This window comes from Tritonibacter aquimaris (genome assembly GCF_009617595.1).
In the GTDB taxonomy this organism is placed as follows: Bacteria; Pseudomonadota; Alphaproteobacteria; order Rhodobacterales; family Rhodobacteraceae; genus Epibacterium; species Epibacterium aquimaris.
On the sequence record NZ_WIXK01000003.1, the window covers coordinates 422,196 to 446,994 of the forward strand.

Below are 24,799 nucleotides of genomic sequence, written 5' to 3' on the forward strand. Positions count from 1 at the left end.
CCTATGCAGGCGCGCAGATGCGGCGCAACTGATCCGCCAGTGCCCGCAGCTTTGCATCCATCGGCGTGCTCTGTCGCCAGATCAGACCAATCTGGCGGCTGGGCTGCGGCGCGCCAAAGGATGTCACCGCCACATCCGCCGAGCGGGTTTCAATATTGACCGCCATCTGCGGCAGAAGCGTCACCCCCAGCCCCGCATTCACCATCTGCACCAATGTGGACAGCGCGCTGCCATCCATCACCTCGCGCGGCTGGCTCGGACGCAACTCACAAAAGCTCAAGGCCTGTTCACGAAAACAATGGCCTTCTTCCAGCAGCAACAGCTGCATTTCGCGCAGCTGATCACGCCCCGGCACCGGTTTTTCTGCATCCGCACGTGGGCGCACCAGCACGAACTCTTCTTCAAACAACGCCTCTTCGACAAAACCCGCATCCCCGATGGGCAATGCCACAATCGCCAGATCCAGCGCGCCATCTTTCAGCGCCTGCACGAGTTGCTGGGTCTGGCTTTCACGAATGCGCAGCTCTACCTGCGGATATGCGCGCTGAATGCCCTGCACCACTTTGGGCAACAGATAGGGCGCAACCGTGGGAATCACCCCCAGCCGCAGGGCCCCCGCCAGCCCGTCGCCCATGGCGCGGGCCAGATCTCCCAGCTCATCCACCGAACGCAGGATTTCTTGCGCCCGCAGCCGGAACGCCTGACCAAAGCTCGTAAGCCGCACAGACCGCGGCCCGCGTTCAATCAACGTCTGGCCCAGCGTGGTCTCTAATTCCTTGATCTGCACCGACAATGCAGGCTGCGACACCGCTGCCGCATCCGCTGCGCGACCAAAATGCCCTTGCTGTGCCAGCGCCTCGAAATACCTCAATTGGCGGAGTGTGATATTAATCATAAGATTTTCCTATCACGGCAATGAATTAAAGCAACTTAATTTTATCAATTGAGCTTGTTAGCGTCTTAACAGCCAGGGTCATCCCCAGACAGCGGGGCGCGGCCAAGGTCATACACAGCGAGGAGAGAGAGCTATGGACGGACATGACGCATCACAGGGCTGCCCGGTACTGCACGGCGCCAACACCGAGAGCAATTCATCGGTCACCGCCTGGTGGCCCAAAACGCTGAAACTGGACATCCTGCATCAACACGACCGCAAAAGCGATCCGATGGATGCGGATTTTGACTACCGCGAGGTGGTGAAATCCCTTGATGTTGACGCGCTGAAGGCCGATCTCACCGCGCTGATGACTGACAGTCAGGACTGGTGGCCTGCGGACTGGGGCCATTACGCGGGGCTGATGGTGCGCATGGCCTGGCATCAGGCGGGCACCTATCGCACCTCTGATGGGCGCGGTGGCGGCAACACCGGCAACCAACGCTTTGCGCCGCTCAACTCCTGGCCCGACAATGCCAACCTCGACAAGGCGCGCCGCCTGCTCTGGCCGATCAAAAAGAAATACGGCAACGCGCTGTCCTGGGCGGATCTCATTTTGCTGGCGGGCAATGTCGCCTACGAAAGCGTCGGGCTGAAAACCTTTGGCTTCTCCTTTGGCCGTGCTGACATCTGGCACCCGGAACAGGACATCTACTGGGGCTCGGAACAGGATTGGCTAACCTCAACCCGCTACGACGAGGACGACACACGCGAAAGCCTTGATAACCCGCTGGCGGCAGTGGTGATGGGGCTGATCTATGTGAACCCCGAAGGCGTCAACGGCGTGTCAGATCCGCTGAAAACCGCCCAGGACATGCGGGTGACATTCTCGCGCATGGGGATGACCGATGCGGAAACCGTCGCGCTTACGGCCGGGGGTCACACTGTCGGCAAGGCGCACGGTAATGGCAACGCCGAACTGATCGAGGCCGAGCCCGAAGGCGCAGAACTGCACGAACAGGGGCTTGGCTGGCAGATCAACCAGACACGCTCCATCGGGCGCAACACTGTGACCTCGGGGCTTGAAGGCGCGTGGACAACCGAACCCACCAAATGGGACAATGGTTTCTTTGAGCTGTTGTTCAAATATGACTGGGAGCTGGTCAAATCCCCCGCAGGCGCAACCCAGTGGGAGCCGGTGAACATCGCCGAAGAGGACAAGCCCGTGGATGTCGAAGACCCATCCATCCGGGTCAATCCAATGATGACCGACGCTGATATGGCACTGAAACTGGATCCGGGGTTTCGCGAAGTCTCTGAACGCTTTGCCAAAGACCCAGAAGCATTTTCCGACGCCTTTGCCCGCGCCTGGTTCAAACTGCTGCACCGCGATATGGGCCCCAAAAGCCGCTACATCGGCCCGGAAATCCCCGGCGAAGATCTGATCTGGCAGGATCCGATTGATGCGGGACCATCCGGCTATGATGTGGATGCGCTGAAGGCAAAGATCGCTGACGCCGGGCTGTCGGTTGCGGATATGGTCACCACCGCCTGGGACAGCGCCCGCACCTTCCGTGGCTCTGACATGCGCGGCGGCGCCAATGGCGCCCGCATCCGCCTTGCGCCGCAAAAAGACTGGCAAGGCAATGAGCCCGAACGTCTGGCCCGGGTGCTTTCTGTGCTGGAACCCATCGCCGATGATGCGGGTGTCAGTGTTGCCGATGTCATTGTACTTGCGGGCAATATTGGGGTGGAACAGGCCGCCAAGGCCGCAGGGTTTGATCTCACCCTGCCCTTTGCGCCGGGTCGCGGGGATGCAACAGATGCGCAAACCGACGTCGAAAGCTTTGCGGTGCTCGAGCCCTTTGCCGATGGGTTCCGCAACTGGCAGCGAGAGCATTTCGCCGTCACTCCCGAAGAGATGCTGCTGGATCGGGCACAATTGATGGGGCTGACCGCACCAGAAATGACCGTGCTGATTGGTGGTCTGCGCGTCATCGGCGCCAATCACGGCGACAATACGCAAGGCGTGTTCACCGATCGTGTCGGCGCGCTCAGCACCGATTTCTTTGTCACCCTCACCGATATGAACAACAGCTGGGAGCCCACCGGGCGCAACAGCTATGACATCAAGGATCGCCAAAGCGGTGCGGTGAAATACACCGCCAGCCGGGTGGATCTGGTGTTTGGCTCCAATTCAATCCTGCGCGCCTATGCTGAGGTCTACGCGCAAGACGACAATGGGGGCAAATTCGTCGCTGATTTCGCCCGCGCCTGGACCAAGGTGATGAACGCGGATCGTTTTGATCTTGCTTAAAACAACACAGGCGGTGTTCCACTCCACCGCCTGATATCATCTCAAAATCACGTATCAGCGGGCTGCCTCAGGCGGCCCGCTGTTTAAGTTTCAGCCGCATAAACACGCATGCGGGATCCGCCTCATAGCTGCCAAAGGGCACGCAATATTCATAGCCCAACGCCTCATAGAGCGCCCGCGCCCCATCATAGCCTGGACATTGTTCTGAACCAGTCTCCAGAACCAAAGCGCTGTGGCCTGCCGCATAGGCTTCCTCGGCCAGGTGCTCCATCATCTGCCGGGCAATGCCACGTCCCCGCATCTCCTCGAGAACATGAACAGATTTCACCTCAACGCTGCCATCGTCCAACGGCAACAGCGCGCCGCAGCTCACTGCGCGCGCATCGTCAAAGGCGGCCCAGAACTGCAGCCCCTTTGCCCGCATCGCCTTGGCATCCAAAGTATGATTGGCTTCATCCGGGCAATTGGCGGTGGAATGCGTAAAATGCGACTGCAGCAAATCCTGCAATTCGGGTGCGGCAGGGTCAGCCAGGCGAATATCAATCATGTTCACGGTCCTTCAAATCTCGCACAACCCTAACACACAACCTGTGGCAAAGCGCTGTCAGTTTTGTAACCGTCTCGCTACAGCGCCAACACCAGCACAAACCTGTCAAAAAAACAGGCACTTCGCCCGAAGCTACCGCCAAAACGCAAACAGCCGACCCAAAGGGCCGGCTGCCTGACTTATCGCGTGGGGGGAGCGAAATTATTCAGCGCCAAACACATCCGCGAATTTGGCTTTGTTGGCATCTGCATCCGCCAGCGCCTTGGCCGGGTCAAACGCCATCAGTTTGATCTCGTCACGTGCTGGGAAACCTGCTGGTACACCCATGTCATTGCGCGCGGGGATATAGCCCATTTCCAGAACCAGATCCTGACCGTTCTGCGACAGCACAAAATCAACAAACTTCTGCGCCGCAGGCACGTTCTTGGCGGTCGACAGGATCGCAACCGGCTCGGTCACATAAGACACGCCTTCTTCGGGGAAGACGAACTCAACAGGGGAGCCTTCCGCTTTGTTGCGGATGGCAAGGAAATCAACAACCATGCCGTAGGGCTTTTCGCCCGCAGCAACCGCCTTAAAGGTGCCACCGTTGCCGCCTTTGGCGCGGGCGTCATTGTCGGCAAGCTTGTTGTAGTAATCCCAGCCCAGATCCTTGTCACCGGTCAGGGTTGCAAGGTGAATAAGCGCAGCACCTGAATACAGCGGCGATGGCATTGCGATCTGGCCTTTGACCGCCGGATCCACCAGATCATCCCATGAGGTGGGCGCGCTCTCAACACCGGTGTTATAAACGATGCCGGTGGTGATCAGCTTGGTCGAGTGATAAAACCCATCCGCGCTATAAAGCGCCGGATCATAGGCCTGCGCCTCATCCGATTTATACGCCAGCAGCTGCCCGGCCTGCGCCATGCCTTCCAGTGTCACGGTATCCGCAATCAGCAGCACATCCGGCTGCGGGCTGCCCGCTTCGATCTCGGCACGCAGACGCGCCATCAGCTTGGTGGTGCCATCGCGCACCCACTCCACATCAACGCCGGGGTTTGCGGCTTCAAACGCATCAACGGTACGCTGCGCATCCGCATTGGGCTGCGAGGTATAAAGGGTCAGGGTTTCGGCCAGACCAGAAGTGGCCAACAGGGCCAAAGCGGTAGCAGACAGCAGTGTCTTCATCGGGATACTCCAACATTTGAGACTTGAGCACAAAGCTGCCGCCGAAATAGTGCCTGCTTTGCAACACCCATATGACACTGATGATTCAGCAATATTACGTTTGACCCAAATGGGTCGTTTTCGAACGAAAACAGGAAAAAACTTTGCGATGGCTCTGCTCATCCCGTGCTTTGCGATGAAGAAAGCCAAAGAAACAGCATGGATACAGGGCTTCGCACGAAAGCGTCATTTGCACCTAAGGGTTGCACAACCTAGGGTCGCAGACATTGATCAAGACAACATTTGCTATGACCCCGACACTTATTTTTCTGCTGATCACACTTACACCACCTGTGCTGGCGCGCTGGCTTCGTTCGGATATTGCGATCTTGTTTGTCGCCGCCGCGCTTGGCTTTGGCCTATGTGCCATTGCTGTTACGGCCAGCAGCGCGTCCAACAGGATGGATGCTGTTTTTATCACAAATGAAACAGTGCGCGACATCACGTCGGGGCTTCCATGGATGACATTGATGCAAATCTCTGGCCTGCTGCTGATTTGTGGCGCCATCACATGGCTACAGGAACGGCTAAACGCCATGCACACCCCAATGCTCAGCAGACTGTCATTTTGGGGATTGTATCTGGGTTTGCTCGTGCCCGTCTTCTCTGTCGTTTTCCTAGTCTTGGTTGCCGAAGCACAAGCGTATCTGCGCGCACCCGGCTTCAAAGACGGTCTGCGCCTGATCTACTTCGCTGCAACCTATCTCGGCTACGCAGCGCTTTTGTCACTCGCTGGTTTGTTGCTCTATTCCATCACACGCCATTTCAGGCGCAGCGCAACACCTTAAACCGCCGCCACCGCAAGTTCTGCCATCTTGAGGATCCCCTCACGGCTGTCGGCCACCGCAATGAAACGGCCGTTGTGGCAGAATTTCGCGCCCTGAACGCCAGAGGCTGCTTCAAGATCGCCATCGGTCAACCCGGCCCAGGCCTCGGGCAGGTCGGCGCGGTTTTCAAAGGTGTCGCCGCCCTTGCGGATGGTGGTCAGCGTCCAGTCATCGCCGCGCGGGTGCACCACAAACAACAGATGATCCGCCTGCATGTCTTCCACAGCAGAGCGAAACGGCATGCCCATCGCCAGTTCAAGCACCTTGCCCGCGCCGGTGGCTGTGATCGCCTCACGCACCATGGTTTCGGCGCGACGCTTGGCCAGTTTGCGGCGAATGCTGGCCTCAACCAGCTGGCGTGCCAGCTCCAGCGCCTGACCAAAGGCGCGGTCTTCGCCATCTTCGGTGGTGTCATCAAACACGGGCTTCAGGCTTTCGATCAAAGCAGGTAGGGTCAGCCCCGCCAGCATCGGCCCGGCTTCGCCCGGGTTCATCACCCCATTGTCCATCAGATCAATCGGCAGCACAAAGCCACGATCAAAGGACGCGTGAATATCTTCCAGATGCGCCTCGGGTACCTCAAGCGCGCGCAGATACTCCAGACCGTAATGCGCCCAGATCAAACCAAAGGAACTAAAAGGCTGCGCTGTCTCCCCCTCATCACAGGGGCGCAGCGGCACCGGTTTCTGGTGGTGATCAAAGATCTGGCGCGCCGCATCAAATTCACGACCCACATCATAGATGATGCGATCCTCTGCCGGGCTGATCCATTTGGCATCGCGACTGCGCACCAGTTCGGCCGACGGGTAAAGCGTGGTCAAAATCACAGAGGACAGCACCTCATCCGCGTGAAAGCCCCCGGAGTGGGTCACAAGGTAAGAAATTGAGGCAGTGTTTGACATGGTGTCACGATCCGTTTGCCGGGCAATGAAAAAGGCGACCATTGGGTCGCCCGCACAGTGCATTGATGGGTTTTGCGCCTTATGCCCGTGTCACAGCAAACTGGCAAGCGCGCCCTGACAGGAAAGCGGCCGCCGCAATAGCGCAGCAGCCAATAAAAACAGGCTTAGTGGGTCCAGGCACCGCGGCGGTTGGTGGCAAAGTTCTCACCATAACCACCGGCGCGGATATTGGCCTTGCGCGGCTTGGGCTCAACCACCTGCGCGTCAATACCGTGATCGCGGGCATAATCCAGCGCGGCCTCTTTGCTGGAGAACTTCAGCTTGACCTGGGTCTGGGTATCATCGCTTGAGGTCCAGCCCATCAGCGGATCCACCTCACGGGCGCTGCCTTGCGCATATTCCAACACCCAGCTGCGTGTCTTGGCCATTCCCGATGTCATGGCATTTCTGGCTGGACGGTAGATACGTGCGCGCATGATATTCTCCTGGCAGTGGCTAAGGGATTCCCGTGCCCCCTATATGCGCCAGCACGCGCCCCCCATCAAGATGGCAAATAGCGCGCATTTGAGCCGCACACAGGGGATTTACCCCGGAATGCGCAGATTTCCACAGCTTTGGCCATTATCGCCCTTGAAGAAGAACAAATAAGGACCAAAATCACCTCCGCCAAAGGAGTCGCTTATGTCCCACACCCATCCCGATATGCAGCCGATGATGGTTGATCGCGCTGCAGCCCGCCGTCCCAAGCTGGAAGGCGGCAAACGGTTTGAGATGCAGACCCAGTTTGATCCGGCAGGCGATCAGCCCACAGCCATTGCCGAGCTGTCACAAGGGGTCAGAGACGGCGAGCGCAATCAGGTGCTTTTGGGCGCAACGGGCACCGGCAAAACCTTTACGATGGCAAAAATCATCGAGGAAACCCAGCGCCCGGCGATCATTCTGGCCCCCAACAAAACCCTGGCGGCGCAGCTTTATGGCGAGTTCAAAGGCTTCTTCCCGGAAAACTCGGTCGAATATTTCGTTTCCTTTTATGACTACTACCAACCCGAAGCCTATGTGCCGCGCTCCGACACCTTCATTGAAAAAGAAAGCCAGATCAACGAACAGATCGACCGTATGCGCCACTCCGCGACGCGGGCGCTTTTGGAACGTGACGATGTGATCATCATTGCTTCGGTCTCCTGCATCTACGGTATTGGTTCAGTGGAAACCTATTCCGCCATGACCCAGGATCTGAAAGTGGGCGAAGACTATGATCAGCGCCAGATCATGGCGGATCTGGTGGCGCAGCAATATAAACGCAACGATCAGGCGTTTCAGCGCGGCTCGTTCCGGGTGCGCGGCGACACGCTGGAAATCTTCCCCGCCCACCTCGAAGACCGCGCCTGGAAACTGTCGTTCTTTGGCGAGGAACTGGAACAGATCACCGAGTTTGATCCATTGACCGGCGAACGCACCGGCACATTTGACCAGATCCGCGTCTATGCGAACTCCCACTATGTAACGCCCAAACCCACGCTTAATCAGGCAATTGTCTCGATCAAAAACGAGCTGCGCAAACAGCTCGACCTGATGAACAACGAAGGCAAGCTGTTAGAAGCCCAGCGGCTGGAACAGCGCACCCAGTTTGATCTCGAAATGCTTGAAGCCACCGGCTATTGCAACGGCATTGAAAACTACTCGCGCTATCTCACCGGCCGCGCCCCGGGTGAGCCGCCCCCCACCCTGTTTGAATTCATCCCCGACAATGCGATTGTCTTTGCCGATGAAAGCCACGTCTCGGTGCCCCAGATCGGCGGCATGTATCGCGGCGACCACCGGCGTAAATCAACGCTGGCTGAACACGGCTTCCGCCTGCCCTCCTGCATGGATAACCGCCCACTGAAGTTCGAAGAATGGGACGCCATGCGCCCGCAATCGGTCTTTGTCTCCGCCACCCCGGCAAACTGGGAGATGGAGCAATCCGGCGGTATCTTTACCGAGCAGGTGATCCGCCCCACCGGCCTGTTGGATCCTCCGGTGGAAATCCGCCCCATCGCGACGCAAGTCGATGATGTTATGGATGAAATCCGCCGCATGACCGAGGAAGGCTTTCGCACCCTTGTCACCGTGCTCACCAAACGTATGGCCGAGGATCTGACCGAATACCTGCACGAACAGGGTATCAAAGTGCGCTATATGCACTCAGATATCGACACCATTGAACGCATCGAAATCCTGCGCGATCTGCGCCTTGGCGCCTTTGACGTGCTGGTGGGGATCAACCTCTTGCGCGAGGGGCTGGATATTCCCGAATGTGGTCTTGTCGCCATTCTCGACGCCGACAAGGAAGGCTTCCTGCGCTCTGAAACTTCGCTCATTCAGACCATCGGCCGCGCCGCTCGAAACGCCGAAGGCCGGGTGATCATGTATGCGGATAAGACCACCGGCTCGATGGAGCGCGCCATTGGCGAAACCAACCGCCGCCGCGAAAAACAGATGGCGTACAACACGCTACACGGCATCACCCCCGCGACCGTGAAGAAAAACGTCGAGGACGTTCTGGCCGGGCTCTATGAGGGCGACGTGGACATGAACCGCGTCACCGCCACCATCGACAAACCGATGCATGGCGCCAATCTCGAAGCCCATCTGGCCGGTCTGCGCGACGACATGCGCAAGGCCGCCGAAAACCTCGAGTTCGAAGAAGCCGCCCGCCTGCGCGATGAGGTCAAACGGCTTGAGGCGGTGGATCTCGCTGTGTCAGACGACCCGCTGGCCCGCCAATCCGCCATTGATGCCGCAGCCGAGAGCGCCGTGAAATCACGCGGTCGATCTACAGGGGGGAAAGCCGGCACACGGGCGTATAGAGGCAAGTCTCAGAAGAAGTTTTCTTGAAAAAACAACCAAACATTTTCGCATATTTAAATCAGCAGACACCACCTTGACGATCAGGAAAATCAATCACAGATTGCATGAGGGAAATTTAGGTATTCAACATGAGCACACACAATATACACGTCTTCATCAGCCATTCTTGGACATATTCCGCCCACTATAACACACTGGCTAATTGGATTTTTGAACAAAAATGGTCTTTCGGTCAGGCGTCCCTAAACTTTAAGGACTACTCTGTCCCTAAAGACGATCCCATTCACAACGCCACAAATGATGCGCAATTACAGGCTGCAATATTCGATAAAATTGCCAGATCACACGTAGTAGTAATTCCAGTTGGCATGTACGTAAATCGCAGCAAGTGGATCAAAAAAGAGATCAAAGGCGCGCAAGCTTACAGAAAGCCAATCCTATCAGTGAACCCTTGGGGGCAAGAACGAAAGTCTTCAATAGTGATGTCTGTATCCTCTGACCACTCCGGGTGGAACATGGATCCCTTGGTGGGCAAGATTTGGGGCCTGTACAGACAATGACGACCCAGACTGATGAAGTTGCGATCTATCAAGTATATGTTCAGACGATTACTGCAACAGAGCAACGTCGGCAGAATGCAGCGGCAGTATATCTTGCCATTGTATCTGCATTGGTGGCGCTAGCCGGTTCTGACTACAAAGTCGATCCAGTGTACTTGGCGGTTCCGATTACGCTCGTTGGCTTAATCTGGACACTAACAATTCGTTACTTTCGCCGATTAGCAAAAGCCAAATTTGCCGTCATCCACGAAATGGAAAAAGGCTGGGCTTTCAAGCCCTTTGACCGCGAGTGGGAGAATTACAAAAGTTTGAAAGCGTGGAAAGTCAGCTTGACCCACATTGAAACCACCGTTCCCGCCTTAATTTTTCTTGGCGGCATCGGATATTTAGCTTTTAGGCTAGCAATTTTTGCAGCGCCGTTGCTCAAGCCTATCTGCGCAGCAGTTGGCTGAAATAGTCAACCAAGCATTTCGAAGTGTCGGCTCCCCAGCGCCCTTCCCTTTGCCATCGGTAAACCTTCAGTTTGATGGGGAGATCGGGCGCAGACCATCCACAGTCTGGTCATGGGGAAAACCGATTGCTGGCGCGCAGCTTTGATACAGCCCCGAACCTGATTCCGGCGCGCCTTTTCCCCCCTGCAAACCCTTCTGCAACCTTTTGCTGCAAGTGTAAGCCATCACAAAAACCAAATCTCCGCCCTTTCGGCCCCAGCCAAATTTCAAACCGTCGATGCAGCAGCCCTATCTTCGCCCCCAGTCCCGCCAGCCCACACCCGAAGCCCGCCGTCTGAGCGACGCGGAAAAAGAGCAGATCGGCGATTGGGTTGCGTCTAAATGCACTACCAATGACTGCCCCTGCTGCGGTGAAAACGCCTGGGCCATCGGTGACTATCTCATTCAAAACGCAGCCTATGTGCCGGGCTCGTCCAAACCCGGCCGCGCCTCTTACCCGTCAGTCATGCTGATGTGTTCCCATTGCGCCTATCTGCGCAGCTTTATGGCCGCGCCGATGGGGTTGGTGGATTAGGGGCTGGTGGATTAGGGGTAGGTTGCCACCACCTCATACATCACCGGTTCAAAACCACGACACAGCGCGTTAAATTCACGGGTTCGCACCCGCATTTCGGTGGTGCGCAACATGGCCATAAAATCTTCGCGTTTGGCCCATTGTGAATAATTGGCAATTCGCGTCTGCGCGTCATTCACATGCAAACCCGCCGCAACAAAACCCGGCTGTTTGGAAATAAATTCCCCATAGGCCAGCTCAAGCGCGTCGAGCAGATCCTGGCAAGTGCCCGGCGTCACATCAAAAGTGGTGATCACGGTTTGAATGGGGGTGGATGTCTGGATTGTTGGCATCTGGCTACTCTCCTTCTCTCTGCCCCCAGCTTAGGCGCAATTGCGCGTTTTGCGACGATTTTTTTCTGCTGTGGCGCAGCATTATGCCGCCTTGGCCTGCGCGTCTCTCTATGCCACTGTCGCCGCATCAAAAACTGCCCACCGAGACGCTTCACATGAGCACAGACCGCCCCAATCCGATCCGCGACACCGATGATGACGCCCGCCAGATGGCGCAGGATTTCCTGACCAACAGCCGCCACGCGGCCCTTGGCGTGATGCTTGCAGATCAACAGCCGCTGGTCACACGGGTCGCCTTTGGCCGTGATCTGGATGGGCAGGCACTGACGCTGATCTCGGGGCTTGCTGCCCACACGCAGGCATTAAAAACCAACCCGCGCTGTTCGCTCTTGCTGGGGGAGCCCGGCGCAAAGGGCGATCCGCTATCGCATCCCCGCCTTAGCCTGATGGCCGAGGCTGAGTTTCTGGATCGCAACGGTGACGATCACGCCGCCCGCGCCGCGCATTATCTGACCCAACAGCCCAAGGCCAAGCTTTACCTCGGCCTTGGTGATTTCACCTTTGTCCGCCTCAAGGTGACAGGCGCTGCGCTCAATGGTGGTTTTGGCCGCGCCTATACTCTGGAGCCTGCGGATATGGGGCTGTGATTAACGATCCATCCGCACCAGCATCATCACTTCACCGCGCAGGTTTTCCGGCCAGACCAGATTAAGCGCATCGCGCGCACTGCCCTGCCTGAGCTGCACATACGGCATATTGAACCGATCCGCCCCGCTTGCGGTTTCAATCGGCCCCAAGGGCACAATGCTGTCGACGCCGCGCAGCTCACCTTCAAAGGGCAGCTGACCCTCGCTTTCAATACGCCAACTGCGGCTGCTGGCGTTTTGATCATGGCGCAACCGCAAGGGATTTGCGCTGCGCACGTCAATGCCATGAAAGGTATTGCCGTCAAAAAACACCCGGTTGGCGCGATCCATATCCAGATCGGAAAACGTGGTATCCACCCGCTCTGCCCGTTCAATACTGCCATTGGTGGAGCGAAACTTATTGCCAGAGACCACCACCCCATTGAGAAAATGCCCTCGCCCATAGGGTTTCACCACAATCGGGCTGAACCAGGGGGCCACATGGGCCGACAGAAACACATTGTCGGTGATCGACAGCGCCGAAAAGGAAAAGCCGCCGTCATAATCAGGCTCTTCATCGCGTTCATTGGTCCATTCAATCGAACAATTGTCGATGTAGTTGTCAGAAATCGTGCTGGAGCAATAGGTGGAGGTCAGCACAATCCCGGCTGAGCGCACGCCGCCCGCCACATTATCCCCCTGAAAGAAATGATTGCCGGTGATGGTGTTATTGTCGCCACCAAGCACGCAGAAATGGCGAAACCGTGTGGCGCGGCAATTGCGCACCTTGAGGTCATTGGCGTTGACGTTAAACGCAATGGATGTGCGATCAGACACAGGCAGCGGATCTTCGGCCGACAGGAATTGGCAATTGTCGATCAACAGGCCCTGACAGCCAGTGTTCATTGAGGTGATGCCCCGATCCTTGGGCCGCACCACAAAACAGCCATCCAGCGCAAAAGTCGCCCCCGTAGGTGCCAGACGAATGGCGCTACAGCGGCTGTTGCACTGCAGTTCCACATCGCGCAGGCCAAATTTCGACAAAAGGCTAAAGCCGGAAAAATCCAACATGCATTTGAAATGGCGAAAGGTGAACACCTGGCTGCCCGCCGCGTCATAAAGCCCCTCATTCAGGGTGATCTCGCGCGCGCCCACATTCACCGCCGCCACATAGATTTCGCGCCCGACGCCTGCGCCTTCAACCAGCGACCCCACCTGAATATTGGCGGCATTGGCCACGTTTTGCAGCTTGCGCTTGTCATCGGGATCATATGTGGCCTGTGAGGTCACAACATCCGTGTCCCAGCTGTTGTTGCTTTCGGCCACCAAGAGCCCGTTGCGGATTTCGCGATGGGTGGAATAGCTCAAGCGATTGGGGGTGGCCGCCTGCATATCAATCGGCCTGCTGATGCTGATCTGACGCCCTTTCAGGTTAAAACTGTCATGATCCGGGTTGTTGAGCAGCGCCTGAAACCCTTTGCGAAAGGCCAGCTCTTCATTGCCAAAGGCCGCCGCATAGCTGGGAAACTCAAAATTCTTGCGCAAAATCAGAATGGCCCCCGTGGGCATGCGCAGCGTGCCCTCAAACACCACCTCATGATCGAGCGTCAGGGAATTGGCGATGTAATACTGCCCCTCGGGCACCAGAATACGCCGCCCCTCTGCCGCCTGATCTGCCGCCTCAAAGGCGGCGCGATTGTCAAAACTATTGTCCCCCAGCGCACCAAAATCGCGCACATCCACCAGGCTCAGCATGTCGCGCAGATAGATCGATGTGACATCCTCAATCACAATGTCATCAATGCGCACAATACCACCGTTTGGCCCGGTCAGATCCAGGCCGATATGGCCATATTGCGCCGCGCGCCCCCAGGCCATATCCACCCCGCCGCGCTGGCCGCTGCCAATAATGGCGCGCAGTTCAAACACCCGACCATATTGATCAAGGCTGACCACAGGCCCCGCTTCCACCACCCCATTCAGATGCGTGTTGCCGCCCGAACTGGCCCAGGCGGCAATGCGCGCCGAGGGCAGCGCCCCGCTCAACACTTTCAGGCGCACCCGCACCTGCAGATAACAGCCCGGCAAAATGGGGGTGCGCTGCATATAGCGCAGCCGCTGGGTATCATCGGTTTTCTGCAGCTCCAGACAGCTGCCAAAATCCGCATCCCCCGCCACCAGCGCGGCATTGGGCAACCCCGCATAGGTGTCAGAGCCCGGCGTACCATTGCCGCGCGCCCATTGGTCAAGCCCCGCTTCAAAGGCCGCAGGCATTAGGTTCAGATCGTCGGTAATTGCCTTATTCATCGCAGCATCCTCTCGTGATCAAGAGAGGACAGGCTAGAAACACCACTTTAACGATCTGCAACCGGGGCGTACGCCCCCCACGCAACACCCAGGCGCAACACCGTCCAAATGTTTCGCTCTGGAGCCGCCCGTCGCCTGCATCTCAAAGGGCTGCGCCAAGGCGCTTGGGTCCAGCAAAATTGCGGAGGCTCCACGCAGTGGAAACCGCCATTTTGCTTGACCCAAGGGGCTGCGCCGCCATGCCGGGTGCGGGTGATGGGAGACTGCAGAGCGTTTCGCTTTGGTGGGCCCCTGAGCCCCCTTTTTTAACCGGCATACAAACAAAAAGAGCACCCCAGTGGAGCGCTCTCTTTTTCAAACCTGGCCTCAGGATCAGCCTTGGCTGACAAAGGCTCCGGTCAATGCCTGTTCAATCAATTCGATTGAGTTTTCAACGCCGTAAAGCGCGATAAAGCTGCCAAACCGCGGGCCTTGTTTTTCGCCCAGCAGCACCTCATAGATGGTGCCAAACCACGCGCGCAGCGGCTCAAAGCCGTGGATTTTACCAATGGCAAACACCACCGACTGCAAAAACTCATCTGATGCAAAATCCACCTCGGGCAGCGGATCTTCATTGCCAACAATGGCGTTTTTCTTGGCAATCGCCTCAAGCGCGGCCTCCGGCGATTTCAGCGCTGCAACCAGATCATTCAGCGCCGCGCGCTCCTGATCATTGGGGGCGCGATAGGTCTTTGCAGGTTTCACAAAATCATTGAAATAGGCCACCGCAAAGCCCGCCGCCTGATACATCGACGGGTTGCTTTCAGGTGTTGCATCGGGGGCGTATTTCTTGATGAATTCCCACAATGTGTCGCGGTCTTCCGCGTTAGAGACGCTCGCGATATTGAGCAGCATGGTGAAGGGCACCAGCATATCCGATGTGGGCACATCACCGCCGTGAATATGCCAAACCGGGTTATTCAGGCGCTGTTTGGCGTCCTGACCTTCATAGGCGCGCAGCTGCTGGTGGTATTCATCAACTGCCTTTGGGATCACATCAAAATGCATCCGCTTGGCGGTTTTGGGCTTTTGATACATGAAATAGGCCAGGCTCTCGGTCGAGGCATAGGTCAGCCACTGGTCGATCGACACACCATTGCCGGAAGACTTAGAAATCTTCTGGCCGTTTTCATCGAGGAACAATTCATATGAGAAATGCTCCGGCTGACGCCCACCCAGGGCACGGCAGATCGCATCATAGATCTTCTCATTGGTGGCATGTTCCTTGCCATACATCTCAAAATCAACGCCCAGCGCGGCCCAGCGGGCACCAAAATCCGGCTTCCACTGCAGCTTCACATTGCCACCTGTGACAGGCAGGGTCCATTCTTTGCCTTCTTCGTCATCAAAGGTCACGGTATAGGTCTCGGCGCAGACCTTTTTCATCGGCACATAGAGCACCCGGCCGGTTTCCGGATGGATCGGCAGGAAAATCGAATAGGTCGCCGCGCGCTCTTCGCGCAGGGACTTCAGCATGATCTTCATGATCGCATCATAATTATCGACGGCCTTTTTCAGGATCTCGTCGAACTGGCCGGTGCCGTAAAATTCTTTGGCGGAATAAAACTCATACTCAAACCCAAAGGTATCGAGGAAGCGGCGCAGCATGGCGTTGTTGTGCTCACCAAAGCTGTCGTGGGTGCCAAAGGGATCGGGCACCGAGGTCAGCGGGCGTTGCAGATGCTCTTCCAGCGCTTCGGGATTTGGCACGTTTGACGGCACTTTGCGCAGACCATCCAGATCATCGGAAAAACAGATCAGCTTGGTTGGAATGTCGGAAATCTCTTCAAAGGCGCGTTTCACCATTGTGGTGCGCGCAACTTCGCCAAAGGTTCCGATATGGGGCAGGCCCGACGGCCCGTAGCCGGTTTCAAACAGCACATAGCCCTTTTCTGGCGCGCCCTTGGCGTAACGTTTGGCGATGCGACGTGCTTCTTCAAACGGCCAGGCTTTGCTCTTGAGAGCTTCTTCGCGCAGATCAGACATTTCGTGTCTCCAAAAGGGTGTCTGTTTGGGAAAACCGGCCGCAGCATGCAAACCGGCGTCTCCCTCTATGGGCGCAAAGGGGCCAGAGTCAACCGGAACCGGGCAGAATGGCTGCTCTCACCGGTCACAGAACGGTTGGCAGGCCTCGCCGCACGTTCTTCGCAACCGCGTCACACGCTCTGTTGCGCGCGGTCGAGGATCCACTGGCGCACCGCAACCGCCTCTGGACGCGCCGCAAGCCCTTCGCGCAGCGATAGGTAATACCCCCGCTCAGATCGCGCTTGCGCCGTGCCCAATCGCACCACCGCGCCGCTGGAGAGAAAATCATCCAGCAAGCCAGACCAGCACAGACACACCCCATGCGCCGCCAAGGCCGCATTCACCATCATCGCGTAAGAATTGAAATCCATCAGCCGCACCTTGGCGGGCATCTGCTGGCCCTGGGTTTCAAACCAGCTGGGCCAGTCGTGCCAATGCCTGCGCGCGTGCTCCATTGTCAAAAGCGTCAGCCCGTCGAAACAGCTGACATCGCGCCCCGCGCCCTGACGTTGCAGATAAAGCGGGCTGGCCACCGGGTAGACTTCATTGCCCAGCACCCGCACCTCTTGTGCGGCATCGCGATCCGGCAGGCCAAAGCGCAGCGCCACATCGCCGGGACGCTCTGGCTCACCATATTCCTGGCTGATCAGACGGATGGTCAGTTCGGGGAACGCCTGCTCCAGCTCGGCGAGTTTGGGAATAAGCCAGCTGCCCACAAACCCCGACGGCCCCGAAACGGTGATCACCCCGTGGTCGTGCCCCATGCGCAGCCGTTCCACCGCGGTTTCGATCTGGCCAAAGCCCGCGCGCAACGCCTGCGCCAGATCACGCCCCTCTGGCGTCAGGCGCACCGGGCGGTGGCTGCGATCAAACAGGCGGCAGCCCAGATCCTGTTCCAGCGCCGCAATCCGGCGTGACACAGCAGGCTGAGACACATTCAGCTCCTGCGCCGCAGCAGACAGCGTGCCATGACGCACCGCAGCATAAAACGCGGTCAGACCGGAGAAGGGCGGAAGGCGGACAGACATCATAACCTCAGCGTATACTACCATGAAGCTTTCGCAGATTGTCACAACGGTCAAGAGCCCCTTAACTATAGCCAAGGAGGAAAACACCATGACTGCTGTAACATCGCAAGAATACGCCATGAACATAGAGATGTTTGCGGCAGAGACGCTGCCCGCTGCATCACAGGCCTTTTCAATCCACGCGGATCAGGTGCTATTGGAAGGGGGGACAAACCCGGATTACGGCACGGTAAAGTGGCGCACGCTGATCGATGGCAGCCCCTGCACGCCAAAGGAATTCATTCTGGGGCTGGCGGAAATGGGCCCCCATGGCACCCTGCCCGCCCACCGTCATGAACCGGCGGAATTCTACCTCGGCCTTGACGGTGACGGCATTGTCACCATCGAAGGGGTGCCCCATCAGATCAAAGCGGGCGTGGCGATCTACCTGCCTGCAAATGCGGAACATGGGGTTCTGGCCGGGCCTGACGGGCTGCGTTTTGCCTATGGGTTTGCCGAGGGCAATTATCAGGCCATCCAGTATAATTTCAGCAAATAACACCCGGCCAAGACCGGCTGAGTTTCAGCGGAGGCTACGCGCCGTTTTGGGGCCAAAGACAGGCCAGAAGGCGCGCCCAAAAGGGCTGAGATTTCAGCCCTATTCCTTCCAGACCTCTTCCAGCCAGCGCGCGGGCCGCAAGAAATGGCGATAGGCTTTGAACCCTTTGCGCCCCTGCCAGCAGTCTTTCAGATGCGCCCAAGTGCCCAGCGCCTGCCCCTCGGGCCACCAGCGCCCGGCCATGGCATCGGGCGGGTTCATCGATCCGGCAAAGATCACAATACGGGCGCGTTTGGGGCGTTTGGGCTCCACAAACAGGTTGAACGGGAAGATCGGAATACATTGGATGCGGAAATGGCGCACCCAGGACCGGGGCCAGAAGATCACCCCACCGGGGGCGTTTTTGGTGACAAAATGCTGCTCATAGCGGTATTTATCCGCCACCGCCTGCGGGTCTTTTTCATAGATCTCAAGGATCGGTGCCAGCTTGCCCACCGGGAAACGATAGACCGAAGTCTGCCCCAGCCGGTGCAAAGGTTTGGCCATATTGCGCGCCAGCACCACATCATCGGCGCTGCCATATTCAAAAAACGCATCCAATGAGCCGGTGATCGCCACATCCAGATCGATAAACAGCACCGGGCCATCCACATCGCCGAGATCTTTTTCCCACAGGCGCGATTTGCCCCATTTGCCACGGGTCTTGGTGGGATGTTCCCCACGCAGCTCTGGCAGCGGTTTACACTCGACTTCTTCGCGCACGCCCTCGGTCACATCGGTAAAGCAAATAAAGCGGAACGGCGGCGTAATATTGCGCGCAACCATGCTGTAGAGCCGGTTGATATAAGGCGCGCCATAGCGCGTGCCCCAGTTGATACAGATGATTTGCTTGTGCATGGCGCCTCCAGTCCCCGCCGCCATAGCCCGGCCAAGGGGGGGATGGCAACGGGGAAGAGAAACTCACAACGGGAAACCAAACCTCGGATTACCCGCCACTGCGCGATGTTTGTAGACAGATCTGACTGCAAAGTCCTGCACAGCCCTATGAGAGCCGTCAGCCATGGCACCGCGTGAACACGCCTTTTAACTTATGGAAAAATGCAAAAATCACCCTATGATTGTGACCACTTCATCGCATTTTCGAGCCAGAACCATTTGGAATCACCATGGAAAACACCACCAAGAAAGCCATTGCCGCCGGGAAGATGTTATCCGCAACCGCAAACAAACTCCGCATTCCGATCCTGTTCGCGGTTCTGCTGATCCCGCTGCCGATGTTTTTTGGCCTTTGGGAAGCGCTCGAACGCGAAGTGGGTCTGGACGCATTCCTGGCGTTTTGCTGCGCCTTTGCAGCCACAGTGACCACCACGGTGGTCTTGCTCAGATATGTCAAAGCCAGCCCGCCGAACCAGCCAGAAATGTCAGAAAAAGCCGCTTTGCTACATTCAAAAACGCAGGCGATCCACGCCTTGAACCTGCAACGCTATTTGTTTGGGGCCGTATTGGCGTGCCTTGGAATTTACATCGCCTATCAGGCCCAGCAGGCGATTGTGTTTGCCTCTGGAGGGTCGGAATACGGTGCTGATATTTTTGCGGCCAATCAGCGTATCGAAATGTTGCAAGCGGATCTCTCAGATGCGCTTAAAGGCCCGGATACAGATAAATCTGACTCCACCGCAGCCGTAGTTTTGTCGGACACTGAACTGGCGCTCCGCCAGCTTGTTGTGGAAGAGTTGAAAAACCAGATTGCCACAGAACGTGTGCAGCTAAATGAACTCTACGCCCACCAACAGGCAACCCAGGACAGCATATCCCCAGCCTTCCTGTTTTCATATTTTTCCGATTTCTTTGTGCGTGTGGCGACACTTGCTGTCAGCATTTCATTTTTTTCCATCTTGCTGGGGCAATATCGTCGAATAGAGGTACGCATTGCCCAATATACCGCAATCAAATCCGCACTGTTGCTGGAACTTGGCAAATGGAACGCAGAGGCGCTCAAACAGAACGCTCCAACGATGCTTGTGTTGGAAAACGCACCAAAGTCCGCACCGGATGACACGGAAATTGCGCTGCCCAAATCCGTGATCGAGAATGTTGTTGGTGCCATCACCAATCTGGGTCTCACGGAAATGGTCAACGGCAGGGGAACAACAGGCAAGAACAACGGTGCGGCGGGGGCACAACAAAAATAATACAGCCCTACTGGTGCAGCTGGTCGCAACAATTCACCGTATTTCAACGCGGCCCACGGTTGATGCATCCCGTCGCGATGACTATCCTCATGGTGCACCCAACCAAAGGACCATCCGCATGTCTGAGCAACTACCACATCTTTTGACCCCGCAGGATTGTCTGGTGGCGCTGATGGTGGCGATCTCGGCCTCGGATGAAAACATCCGCACCGCAGAGCTGATGAAAATCCAGAACGCGGTCAATATGTTGCCGGTCTTTGCCGAATATGATGCGGATCGCACCAATGCTGTCAGCCAGACGGTTTATGATCTGTTTGAACAGGAAGACGGGCTGGACGCGCTGTTTGGTCTTATTCGCGACAACCTGCCTGAGCGCCTGTTTGAAACCGCCTATGCGCTGGCCTGTGATGTGGCGGCGGCGGATGGCAATCTGGCCGAGCCTGAGCTGCGCTTGCTGGAAGAGATCCGCTATGAGCTCAATATCGACCGGCTGCATGCGGCAGCGATTGAACGCGGTGCCCGCGCCCGTCATATCACCTGACGCACCCCTCGAAATTTCAGCGGGCGCAGGCCGTGCGCCCGGCTCAGCGCCCGTAGACCGCATCCCAGCGTTCAATCAGCCGCTGTTGCAGCTGTTTTGATTTGCGGTTCCAGCCGCGCGCCCCTTGCGGGCGTTCGCGCTCGGCCCGGCTGATGCGGGCGCGGGCGTTTTGGTCGGCGGTGAAAATGGCAAAGGCCAGCTCGGTGCCGTCGCGCGCGGTCATAAACCCACCAAGCCCCGAGACAAAGTTCAGCGTGCCGGTTTTGGCCGCCACTTTCACCGGGTGGTTTTTCACATTGCGCCCATTGGCATCACGCAGCGGAAAGCCTTTCAACAAGGGTTTCAACCGACCGTCCTTATGGGCGGCAATCAGCGCTGACACCAGATCATCCGGGGTCATCCGTGATTGTGGCCCAAGGCCCGAGTGATCCACCAACTTGCTGGAGTGCATGCCATAGGTGGTGGCGGCCCATTGGCTCATGGCGGCGCCCGATTGCGCCAGGCTTTTCACATTCTGGCCGCGGGCCCGGCTGGCGGCGAGGCCAATCATTTCCGCCATCAGATTGTTGGAGTAGCGCAACATCGCCTTGAGCATCACGCTGAGCGGCGGGCTCTTGTGCACGGCCAGCACCTGCCCCTGCGGACGTTGCGCCGCGTCTTTGGCCGCAGGCAAGGCAATCCCATGGGAGCGCGCAAGGGTGCGAAACACATCCCCCGCATAGGCTGCGGGCCTGCGCACCGGCAACCAGCGCGAACCGCCTTTGCCAAGGGCTGCGCGCGCCACGCTCCACTGATCGACACCGCCGCGATCGGCGTAGGTGTAAACCGGAGTTGCGCGGTTCTCGACCCGCATCCGCGCCATCGACACCGATGGGCGGTATTTATCGGTGCGCGCATCCATGGTGACGTTCCAGCGCCCGCCCGAAGGCTTCCATTCAAAATGCACCCGATTGAAATTCAACGCAATTCCCGACACCGCCGGGCTATAACCCACATGGTCAGGCTGGCCGGGATCGATGCTTTTGATCTGGGGCAACGCCCCGTCATAGATGCGAAAAGCCCCGCGCACTTCGCGCACACCTGCAGATTTCAGACTGCGCGCCAGCTGCGCCAGATGATCGGTGTTGAGCATGCTATCGCCGCCGCCCACCAGCACAAGATCACCCTTCAGCACCCCGCCAATCACCGTGCCCGTGGCCACAAGCTCGGTGCGAAACCGGTGATCCGCGCCAAAGGTATCGAGCGCATATAGCGCCGTCAGCGCCTTGGCCACGCTGGCCGGTGGCAGCCCGGTCTGGCCGCCCTCAGCCTCAAGACGCAGCCCCGATTTCACATCGGCCACCGCGCAGACAACTTTTCCCGACAGACCCGCCCGCGCCAACAGCCCCTTCAGCCCGCCATTGGCGCTGGGGCTGATTGGACCGGGGCGCAGCTTTGGCCGCAGCGACAGCTGTGGCGCATTGGCAGCAGCCACAGAAGGGGCAAGACTTAGCGCGCCCCCCATCAGGAGAAAAGAACGGCGTTTCATCATCACGGCCATACTTGAATCAAATTCTTACAAAATGACAAATCATCTGGTGCAGTTTTGCACAAATCACAGTTCTTTTATGCTCGTTTTTCCGCCTGCGCAGGGTCTGTGGCATTCTGATCCTCCCGCGCCCAGTCACCCCGCGCGCGAATTTCAGAGGAGGACAGATCCACCATCGGCACATTCAGGAAACACCAGGCCGGTGCCTTGGCCCGGCCCAGCTGCTGGCTGGCGCGCCCTTTCATCTTGGCATGGCGATAGATCCGCGCCGCAGGCGACAGGCGGGCCCGAATGCGATCCCCCGGCCGCGCCAATACCCCCACCGGCACGGTTTCCAGGATCTCGCGCCAGTCTTTCCAGCGGTGAAACTGCGCCAGATTATCCGCGCCCATCAGCCAGACAAACCGCACACCGGGATGGGCCCGGCGCAGCGCCCGCAGGGTTTCGGCGGTGTAGCGCGTGCCCAGATGTGCCTCGATATCGCTGACCTTGATCCGGGGATGATCCAGCATCCCACGTGCCGCCTCAATCCGCCGATCCAGCGCAGCAGGTGCGTTTTCTTTCAACGGGTTACCAGGAGAGACCAGCCAGAACAGCTGATCCAGCCCAAAGCGGCGCAATGCGGCCTCGCTGATCGCCACATGGCCGAGATGCGGCGGATCAAACGACCCTCCGAGCAGCCCAACGCTTTGGCCGGGGCGGATATGTGGCAGGTGATGTGTCACGCGGGCCTTGATGCACAGATTTTGCGCTAAGATCAATCAGAGAGGTACAATCAAAAGGGGAAATCCAGCCCCTCGAATATAGTTGACACAGATCAACTGTTGATCCATGCAAACCATATGACCAATTTCAATGACCCCATCCGCCGCATCCGTCGTTTCAACCGTGCTGTCACCAGCGAGGTCGGCGCGTTGGATCATTCCTTTCTGGGGCGTGGCCGCCCGCTGGGTCAGGCGCGGGTGCTGCATGCCATTGATCATTTCAGCACCGACCTGAGCGAGATCCGCCATCACCTGAACCTCGACAAGGCAGTGCTGAGCCGGGCGTTAAAAGCGCTCGAAAGCGAAGGTCTGATCACGCTGCAAACCGACGCAGAAGATGCGCGCAAACGCAGCGCCCATCTGACCAAGGCGGGCGCGGCAGAAGCCGCCGCCTATAACGCGCTCTCGGATCAGCAGGCCGAAACCCTTTTGGCGCGTCATCCCCAGCCCGCTGCCCTGCTGGCGGCGATGGATCTGGTCGCCTCGGCCCTCACCGCTGAACGTCTGGAGATCCAAGAGGCAGATCCGCGCTCTGATGTGGCGCTATTTTGTCTGCAATCCTACTACGCCGAACTTGAAGCCCGGTTTGAGCGCGGCTTTGATGTGTCGCTTTCTGCCGATCCCGAGGCCCACGACATGCTGCCCCCGCGCGGCGCGTTTTATGTGGCGCTGTCAGATGGTCTGCCGCAGGGCTGTATTGGCCTTAAGGGCACAGACAAAGGTTATAGCGAAATCAAACGGCTCTGGGTTGCGCCATCCGCGCGCGGCCTTGGCCTGGCCCAGCGTCTGATGGGATGTTGCGACAGCGCCGCCCGCGCCCTTGATGTGTCGCTGTTGCGGCTCGATACCAACTCCGCCCTGCCCGAGGCCGCCGCGCTCTATCGCAAACTCGGCTGGCAGGAGATCGACCGTTTTAATGACGATCCCTACCCGGATCTGTTTTTCGAAAAACAGCTTTAGGTGGCGCACGCAGGATTTGAGTATTTAAGAAAAAGGTGAAGGGGCGAAATTACGCCCCAACAAACATCACATCACTGCGCAACACATATTTGCAGCCCTCCATCACGGCCTCTCCACGATGCGACAGCGGGTGATGAAACAGTAGTAGCTTACCCACTTCGGGCGTGATGGTGAAATCGGCAAAATGAAACGGCGAAAACACATCCGCAAATGTGGTGCCCCCGCCCTCAAATCCATCATTCAGAAAAATCAGGCAGGTGAAGCGGCTCTCGCTCCCATCCGGGGCGCAATAGCTGCCGTCCTGATGCCAGTCAAAGAACTGACCAACCCCATAGCGATAGATACGGAACCGCGGATTGAGCCCGATCGCCTGCTCGCCTTTGAACGGCTCTGTAAAATAGTCCGCGATACGTTGCCATAATTCAGTGGCCAAGGTCGTATCATCCAGAAACAGACGGTCATTGTTACGAATTTGCGGCAAGGTTCGGGTGCCCATGGTCGTGCAGAGCTGCGCCTGCTCAAACTCACTGCGCTCCACACGTTGGATAAATTGCGCACACTCACGCGCTGATAGAAACGCAGGCACTTCGATAACGCGCGCGCGCAAAACCTCAGGAATAGTCATGATTTTTCTCCGGTAAGACCAAACAGTTGAAAAGCTGAGTCAGACCGGTGGCATCAATGGTGGCAGCCGCGCAGGAGGCTGTGATGACTGGAGATATGTCGAGGCGCATGTACCATGTGCCAGACTTAAGCCGAAGTACACAGAAATACAACCAATGGATCAAGTGCGGCCATCCGCTTCAC

At 57.6% G+C, this 24,799-nt stretch carries 24 protein-coding genes; 11 read left to right on the forward strand and 13 right to left on the reverse strand.

Annotation, left to right across the window (positions count from 1 at the left end):
• Nucleotide 1 precedes the first annotated feature (1 nt).
• A complete protein-coding gene (locus GG681_RS08070; protein WP_153546901.1) occupies nucleotides 2–895 on the reverse strand; it encodes a hydrogen peroxide-inducible genes activator in 894 nt (297 codons plus the stop codon).
• A 133-nt stretch (nucleotides 896–1,028) separates the two neighbouring features.
• Between GG681_RS08070 and katG the strand changes: the two genes are divergently transcribed.
• Nucleotides 1,029–3,191: a catalase/peroxidase HPI gene (gene katG, locus GG681_RS08075; RefSeq protein ID WP_153546903.1), complete on the forward strand. Its 2,163-nt coding sequence runs from the start codon at nucleotides 1,029–1,031 to the stop codon at nucleotides 3,189–3,191.
• Between the two features lie 67 nt (nucleotides 3,192–3,258).
• Here katG and GG681_RS08080 read toward each other — a convergent pair whose 3' ends face one another.
• Both GG681_RS08080 and GG681_RS08085 read right to left on the reverse strand, forming a co-directional pair.
• Nucleotides 3,259–3,738 (reverse strand): GNAT family N-acetyltransferase, encoded by a 480-nt coding sequence (locus GG681_RS08080; RefSeq protein ID WP_153546905.1) that lies wholly within the window; start codon nucleotides 3,736–3,738, stop codon nucleotides 3,259–3,261.
• Nucleotides 3,739–3,939: 201 nt separating this feature from the next.
• A complete protein-coding gene (locus GG681_RS08085) occupies nucleotides 3,940–4,908 on the reverse strand; it encodes an ABC transporter substrate-binding protein (RefSeq protein WP_153546907.1) in 969 nt (322 codons plus the stop codon).
• A 287-nt stretch (nucleotides 4,909–5,195) separates the two neighbouring features.
• Between GG681_RS08085 and GG681_RS08090 the strand changes: the two genes are divergently transcribed.
• Entirely contained in the window at nucleotides 5,196–5,735 is a 540-nt protein-coding gene (locus GG681_RS08090) for a hypothetical protein (protein ID WP_153546909.1), read from the forward strand.
• On the opposite strand, the gene GG681_RS08095 is transcribed toward GG681_RS08090, so the two are convergent.
• Entirely contained in the window at nucleotides 5,732–6,718 is a 987-nt protein-coding gene (locus GG681_RS08095; protein ID WP_235899783.1) for an MYG1 family protein, read from the reverse strand. The two genes, GG681_RS08090 and GG681_RS08095, sit on opposite strands and share 4 nt — an antisense overlap.
• Nucleotides 6,719–6,840: 122 nt before the next feature.
• Entirely contained in the window at nucleotides 6,841–7,152 is a 312-nt protein-coding gene (locus GG681_RS08100; protein ID WP_153546911.1) for an ETC complex I subunit, read from the reverse strand.
• 205 nt (nucleotides 7,153–7,357) lie between these two features.
• On the opposite strand from GG681_RS08100, the gene uvrB reads away from it, so the two are divergent.
• The 4 genes from uvrB (at nucleotide 7,358) to GG681_RS08120 (ending at nucleotide 11,112) form a co-directional block, all read left to right on the forward strand.
• A complete protein-coding gene (gene uvrB, locus GG681_RS08105) occupies nucleotides 7,358–9,553 on the forward strand; it encodes an excinuclease ABC subunit UvrB (RefSeq protein ID WP_153546913.1) in 2,196 nt (731 codons plus the stop codon).
• Between the two features lie 101 nt (nucleotides 9,554–9,654).
• Nucleotides 9,655–10,086 (forward strand): TIR domain-containing protein, encoded by a 432-nt coding sequence (locus GG681_RS18085; RefSeq protein ID WP_153546915.1) that lies wholly within the window; start codon nucleotides 9,655–9,657, stop codon nucleotides 10,084–10,086.
• Nucleotides 10,083–10,538, forward strand: a complete 456-nt coding sequence (locus GG681_RS08115; protein ID WP_153546917.1) for a RipA family octameric membrane protein — start codon at nucleotides 10,083–10,085, stop codon at nucleotides 10,536–10,538. The genes GG681_RS18085 and GG681_RS08115 overlap by 4 nt, the downstream gene beginning before the upstream one ends.
• A 277-nt stretch (nucleotides 10,539–10,815) precedes the next feature.
• A complete protein-coding gene (locus tag GG681_RS08120) occupies nucleotides 10,816–11,112 on the forward strand; it encodes a hypothetical protein (protein ID WP_153546918.1) in 297 nt (98 codons plus the stop codon).
• 11 nt (nucleotides 11,113–11,123) lie between these two features.
• Here GG681_RS08120 and GG681_RS08125 read toward each other — a convergent pair whose 3' ends face one another.
• The gene (locus GG681_RS08125) at nucleotides 11,124–11,444 is read right to left on the reverse strand and encodes an antibiotic biosynthesis monooxygenase family protein (protein WP_153546920.1); all 321 of its coding nucleotides are present in this window, start codon (nucleotides 11,442–11,444) and stop codon (nucleotides 11,124–11,126) included.
• Nucleotides 11,445–11,599: 155 nt separating this feature from the next.
• On the opposite strand from GG681_RS08125, the gene GG681_RS08130 reads away from it, so the two are divergent.
• A complete protein-coding gene (locus GG681_RS08130; protein WP_153546923.1) occupies nucleotides 11,600–12,091 on the forward strand; it encodes a HugZ family pyridoxamine 5'-phosphate oxidase in 492 nt (163 codons plus the stop codon).
• On the opposite strand, the gene GG681_RS08135 is transcribed toward GG681_RS08130, so the two are convergent.
• The 3 genes from GG681_RS08135 to GG681_RS08145 form a co-directional block, all read right to left on the reverse strand.
• Complete coding sequence (locus GG681_RS08135; protein ID WP_153546925.1) at nucleotides 12,092–14,377, reverse strand: right-handed parallel beta-helix repeat-containing protein; 2,286 nt, start codon at nucleotides 14,375–14,377, stop codon at nucleotides 12,092–12,094.
• 372 nt (nucleotides 14,378–14,749) lie between these two features.
• Nucleotides 14,750–16,402 carry a lysine--tRNA ligase gene (locus GG681_RS08140; RefSeq protein WP_153546927.1) on the reverse strand — a complete coding sequence of 551 codons (1,653 nt, stop codon included), beginning with the start codon at nucleotides 16,400–16,402 and terminating at the stop codon, nucleotides 14,750–14,752.
• Nucleotides 16,403–16,572: 170 nt separating this feature from the next.
• Nucleotides 16,573–17,544, reverse strand: a complete 972-nt coding sequence (locus tag GG681_RS08145) for a LysR family transcriptional regulator (protein WP_235899785.1) — start codon at nucleotides 17,542–17,544, stop codon at nucleotides 16,573–16,575.
• Nucleotides 17,545–17,557: 13 nt separating this feature from the next.
• Between GG681_RS08145 and GG681_RS08150 the strand changes: the two genes are divergently transcribed.
• Nucleotides 17,558–18,007 (forward strand): cupin domain-containing protein, encoded by a 450-nt coding sequence (locus GG681_RS08150; protein ID WP_153546931.1) that lies wholly within the window; start codon nucleotides 17,558–17,560, stop codon nucleotides 18,005–18,007.
• 99 nt (nucleotides 18,008–18,106) lie between these two features.
• On the opposite strand, the gene GG681_RS08155 is transcribed toward GG681_RS08150, so the two are convergent.
• Nucleotides 18,107–18,904 (reverse strand): glycosyl transferase, encoded by a 798-nt coding sequence (locus tag GG681_RS08155; protein WP_153546933.1) that lies wholly within the window; start codon nucleotides 18,902–18,904, stop codon nucleotides 18,107–18,109.
• Between the two features lie 269 nt (nucleotides 18,905–19,173).
• Between GG681_RS08155 and GG681_RS08160 the strand changes: the two genes are divergently transcribed.
• Together GG681_RS08160 and GG681_RS08165 are read left to right on the forward strand one after the other, a co-directional pair.
• Entirely contained in the window at nucleotides 19,174–20,199 is a 1,026-nt protein-coding gene (locus GG681_RS08160; protein ID WP_153546935.1) for a hypothetical protein, read from the forward strand.
• Between the two features lie 118 nt (nucleotides 20,200–20,317).
• Complete coding sequence (locus GG681_RS08165) at nucleotides 20,318–20,740, forward strand: tellurite resistance TerB family protein (RefSeq protein ID WP_153546937.1); 423 nt, start codon at nucleotides 20,318–20,320, stop codon at nucleotides 20,738–20,740.
• A 43-nt stretch (nucleotides 20,741–20,783) separates the two neighbouring features.
• Here GG681_RS08165 and dacB read toward each other — a convergent pair whose 3' ends face one another.
• Complete coding sequence (gene dacB, locus GG681_RS08170) at nucleotides 20,784–22,268, reverse strand: D-alanyl-D-alanine carboxypeptidase/D-alanyl-D-alanine endopeptidase (protein ID WP_408057657.1); 1,485 nt, start codon at nucleotides 22,266–22,268, stop codon at nucleotides 20,784–20,786.
• Between the two features lie 77 nt (nucleotides 22,269–22,345).
• Entirely contained in the window at nucleotides 22,346–22,993 is a 648-nt protein-coding gene (locus GG681_RS08175) for a nicotinate-nucleotide adenylyltransferase (RefSeq protein WP_328593308.1), read from the reverse strand.
• Between the two features lie 117 nt (nucleotides 22,994–23,110).
• Between GG681_RS08175 and GG681_RS08180 the strand changes: the two genes are divergently transcribed.
• A complete protein-coding gene (locus tag GG681_RS08180) occupies nucleotides 23,111–23,992 on the forward strand; it encodes a bifunctional helix-turn-helix transcriptional regulator/GNAT family N-acetyltransferase (RefSeq protein ID WP_153546939.1) in 882 nt (293 codons plus the stop codon).
• A 49-nt stretch (nucleotides 23,993–24,041) separates the two neighbouring features.
• Here the strand turns inward: GG681_RS08180 and GG681_RS08185 are convergent, their stop codons facing one another.
• The gene (locus tag GG681_RS08185; RefSeq protein WP_153546941.1) at nucleotides 24,042–24,617 is read right to left on the reverse strand and encodes a 2OG-Fe(II) oxygenase; all 576 of its coding nucleotides are present in this window, start codon (nucleotides 24,615–24,617) and stop codon (nucleotides 24,042–24,044) included.
• Between the last annotated feature and the right edge of the window lie 182 nt (nucleotides 24,618–24,799).

Coding starts and splice junctions, on each gene's coding strand:
- GG681_RS08070 (WP_153546901.1), bottom strand. CDS start 895: ATGATTAATATCACACTCCGCCAATTGAGGTATTTCGAGGCGCTGGCA.
- katG (WP_153546903.1), top strand. CDS start 1,029: ATGGACGGACATGACGCATCACAGGGCTGCCCGGTACTGCACGGCGCC.
- GG681_RS08080 (WP_153546905.1), bottom strand. CDS start 3,738: ATGATTGATATTCGCCTGGCTGACCCTGCCGCACCCGAATTGCAGGAT.
- GG681_RS08085 (WP_153546907.1), bottom strand. CDS start 4,908: ATGAAGACACTGCTGTCTGCTACCGCTTTGGCCCTGTTGGCCACTTCT.
- GG681_RS08090 (WP_153546909.1), top strand. CDS start 5,196: ATGACCCCGACACTTATTTTTCTGCTGATCACACTTACACCACCTGTG.
- GG681_RS08095 (WP_235899783.1), bottom strand. CDS start 6,718: ATGGTCGCCTTTTTCATTGCCCGGCAAACGGATCGTGACACCATGTCA.
- GG681_RS08100 (WP_153546911.1), bottom strand. CDS start 7,152: ATGCGCGCACGTATCTACCGTCCAGCCAGAAATGCCATGACATCGGGA.
- uvrB (WP_153546913.1), top strand. CDS start 7,358: ATGTCCCACACCCATCCCGATATGCAGCCGATGATGGTTGATCGCGCT.
- GG681_RS18085 (WP_153546915.1), top strand. CDS start 9,655: ATGAGCACACACAATATACACGTCTTCATCAGCCATTCTTGGACATAT.
- GG681_RS08115 (WP_153546917.1), top strand. CDS start 10,083: ATGACGACCCAGACTGATGAAGTTGCGATCTATCAAGTATATGTTCAG.
- GG681_RS08120 (WP_153546918.1), top strand. CDS start 10,816: ATGCAGCAGCCCTATCTTCGCCCCCAGTCCCGCCAGCCCACACCCGAA.
- GG681_RS08125 (WP_153546920.1), bottom strand. CDS start 11,444: ATGCCAACAATCCAGACATCCACCCCCATTCAAACCGTGATCACCACT.
- GG681_RS08130 (WP_153546923.1), top strand. CDS start 11,600: ATGAGCACAGACCGCCCCAATCCGATCCGCGACACCGATGATGACGCC.
- GG681_RS08135 (WP_153546925.1), bottom strand. CDS start 14,377: ATGAATAAGGCAATTACCGACGATCTGAACCTAATGCCTGCGGCCTTT.
- GG681_RS08140 (WP_153546927.1), bottom strand. CDS start 16,402: ATGTCTGATCTGCGCGAAGAAGCTCTCAAGAGCAAAGCCTGGCCGTTT.
- GG681_RS08150 (WP_153546931.1), top strand. CDS start 17,558: ATGACTGCTGTAACATCGCAAGAATACGCCATGAACATAGAGATGTTT.
- GG681_RS08155 (WP_153546933.1), bottom strand. CDS start 18,904: ATGCACAAGCAAATCATCTGTATCAACTGGGGCACGCGCTATGGCGCG.
- GG681_RS08160 (WP_153546935.1), top strand. CDS start 19,174: ATGGAAAACACCACCAAGAAAGCCATTGCCGCCGGGAAGATGTTATCC.
- GG681_RS08165 (WP_153546937.1), top strand. CDS start 20,318: ATGTCTGAGCAACTACCACATCTTTTGACCCCGCAGGATTGTCTGGTG.
- dacB (WP_408057657.1), bottom strand. CDS start 22,268: ATGAAACGCCGTTCTTTTCTCCTGATGGGGGGCGCGCTAAGTCTTGCC.
- GG681_RS08180 (WP_153546939.1), top strand. CDS start 23,111: ATGACCAATTTCAATGACCCCATCCGCCGCATCCGTCGTTTCAACCGT.
- GG681_RS08185 (WP_153546941.1), bottom strand. CDS start 24,617: ATGACTATTCCTGAGGTTTTGCGCGCGCGCGTTATCGAAGTGCCTGCG.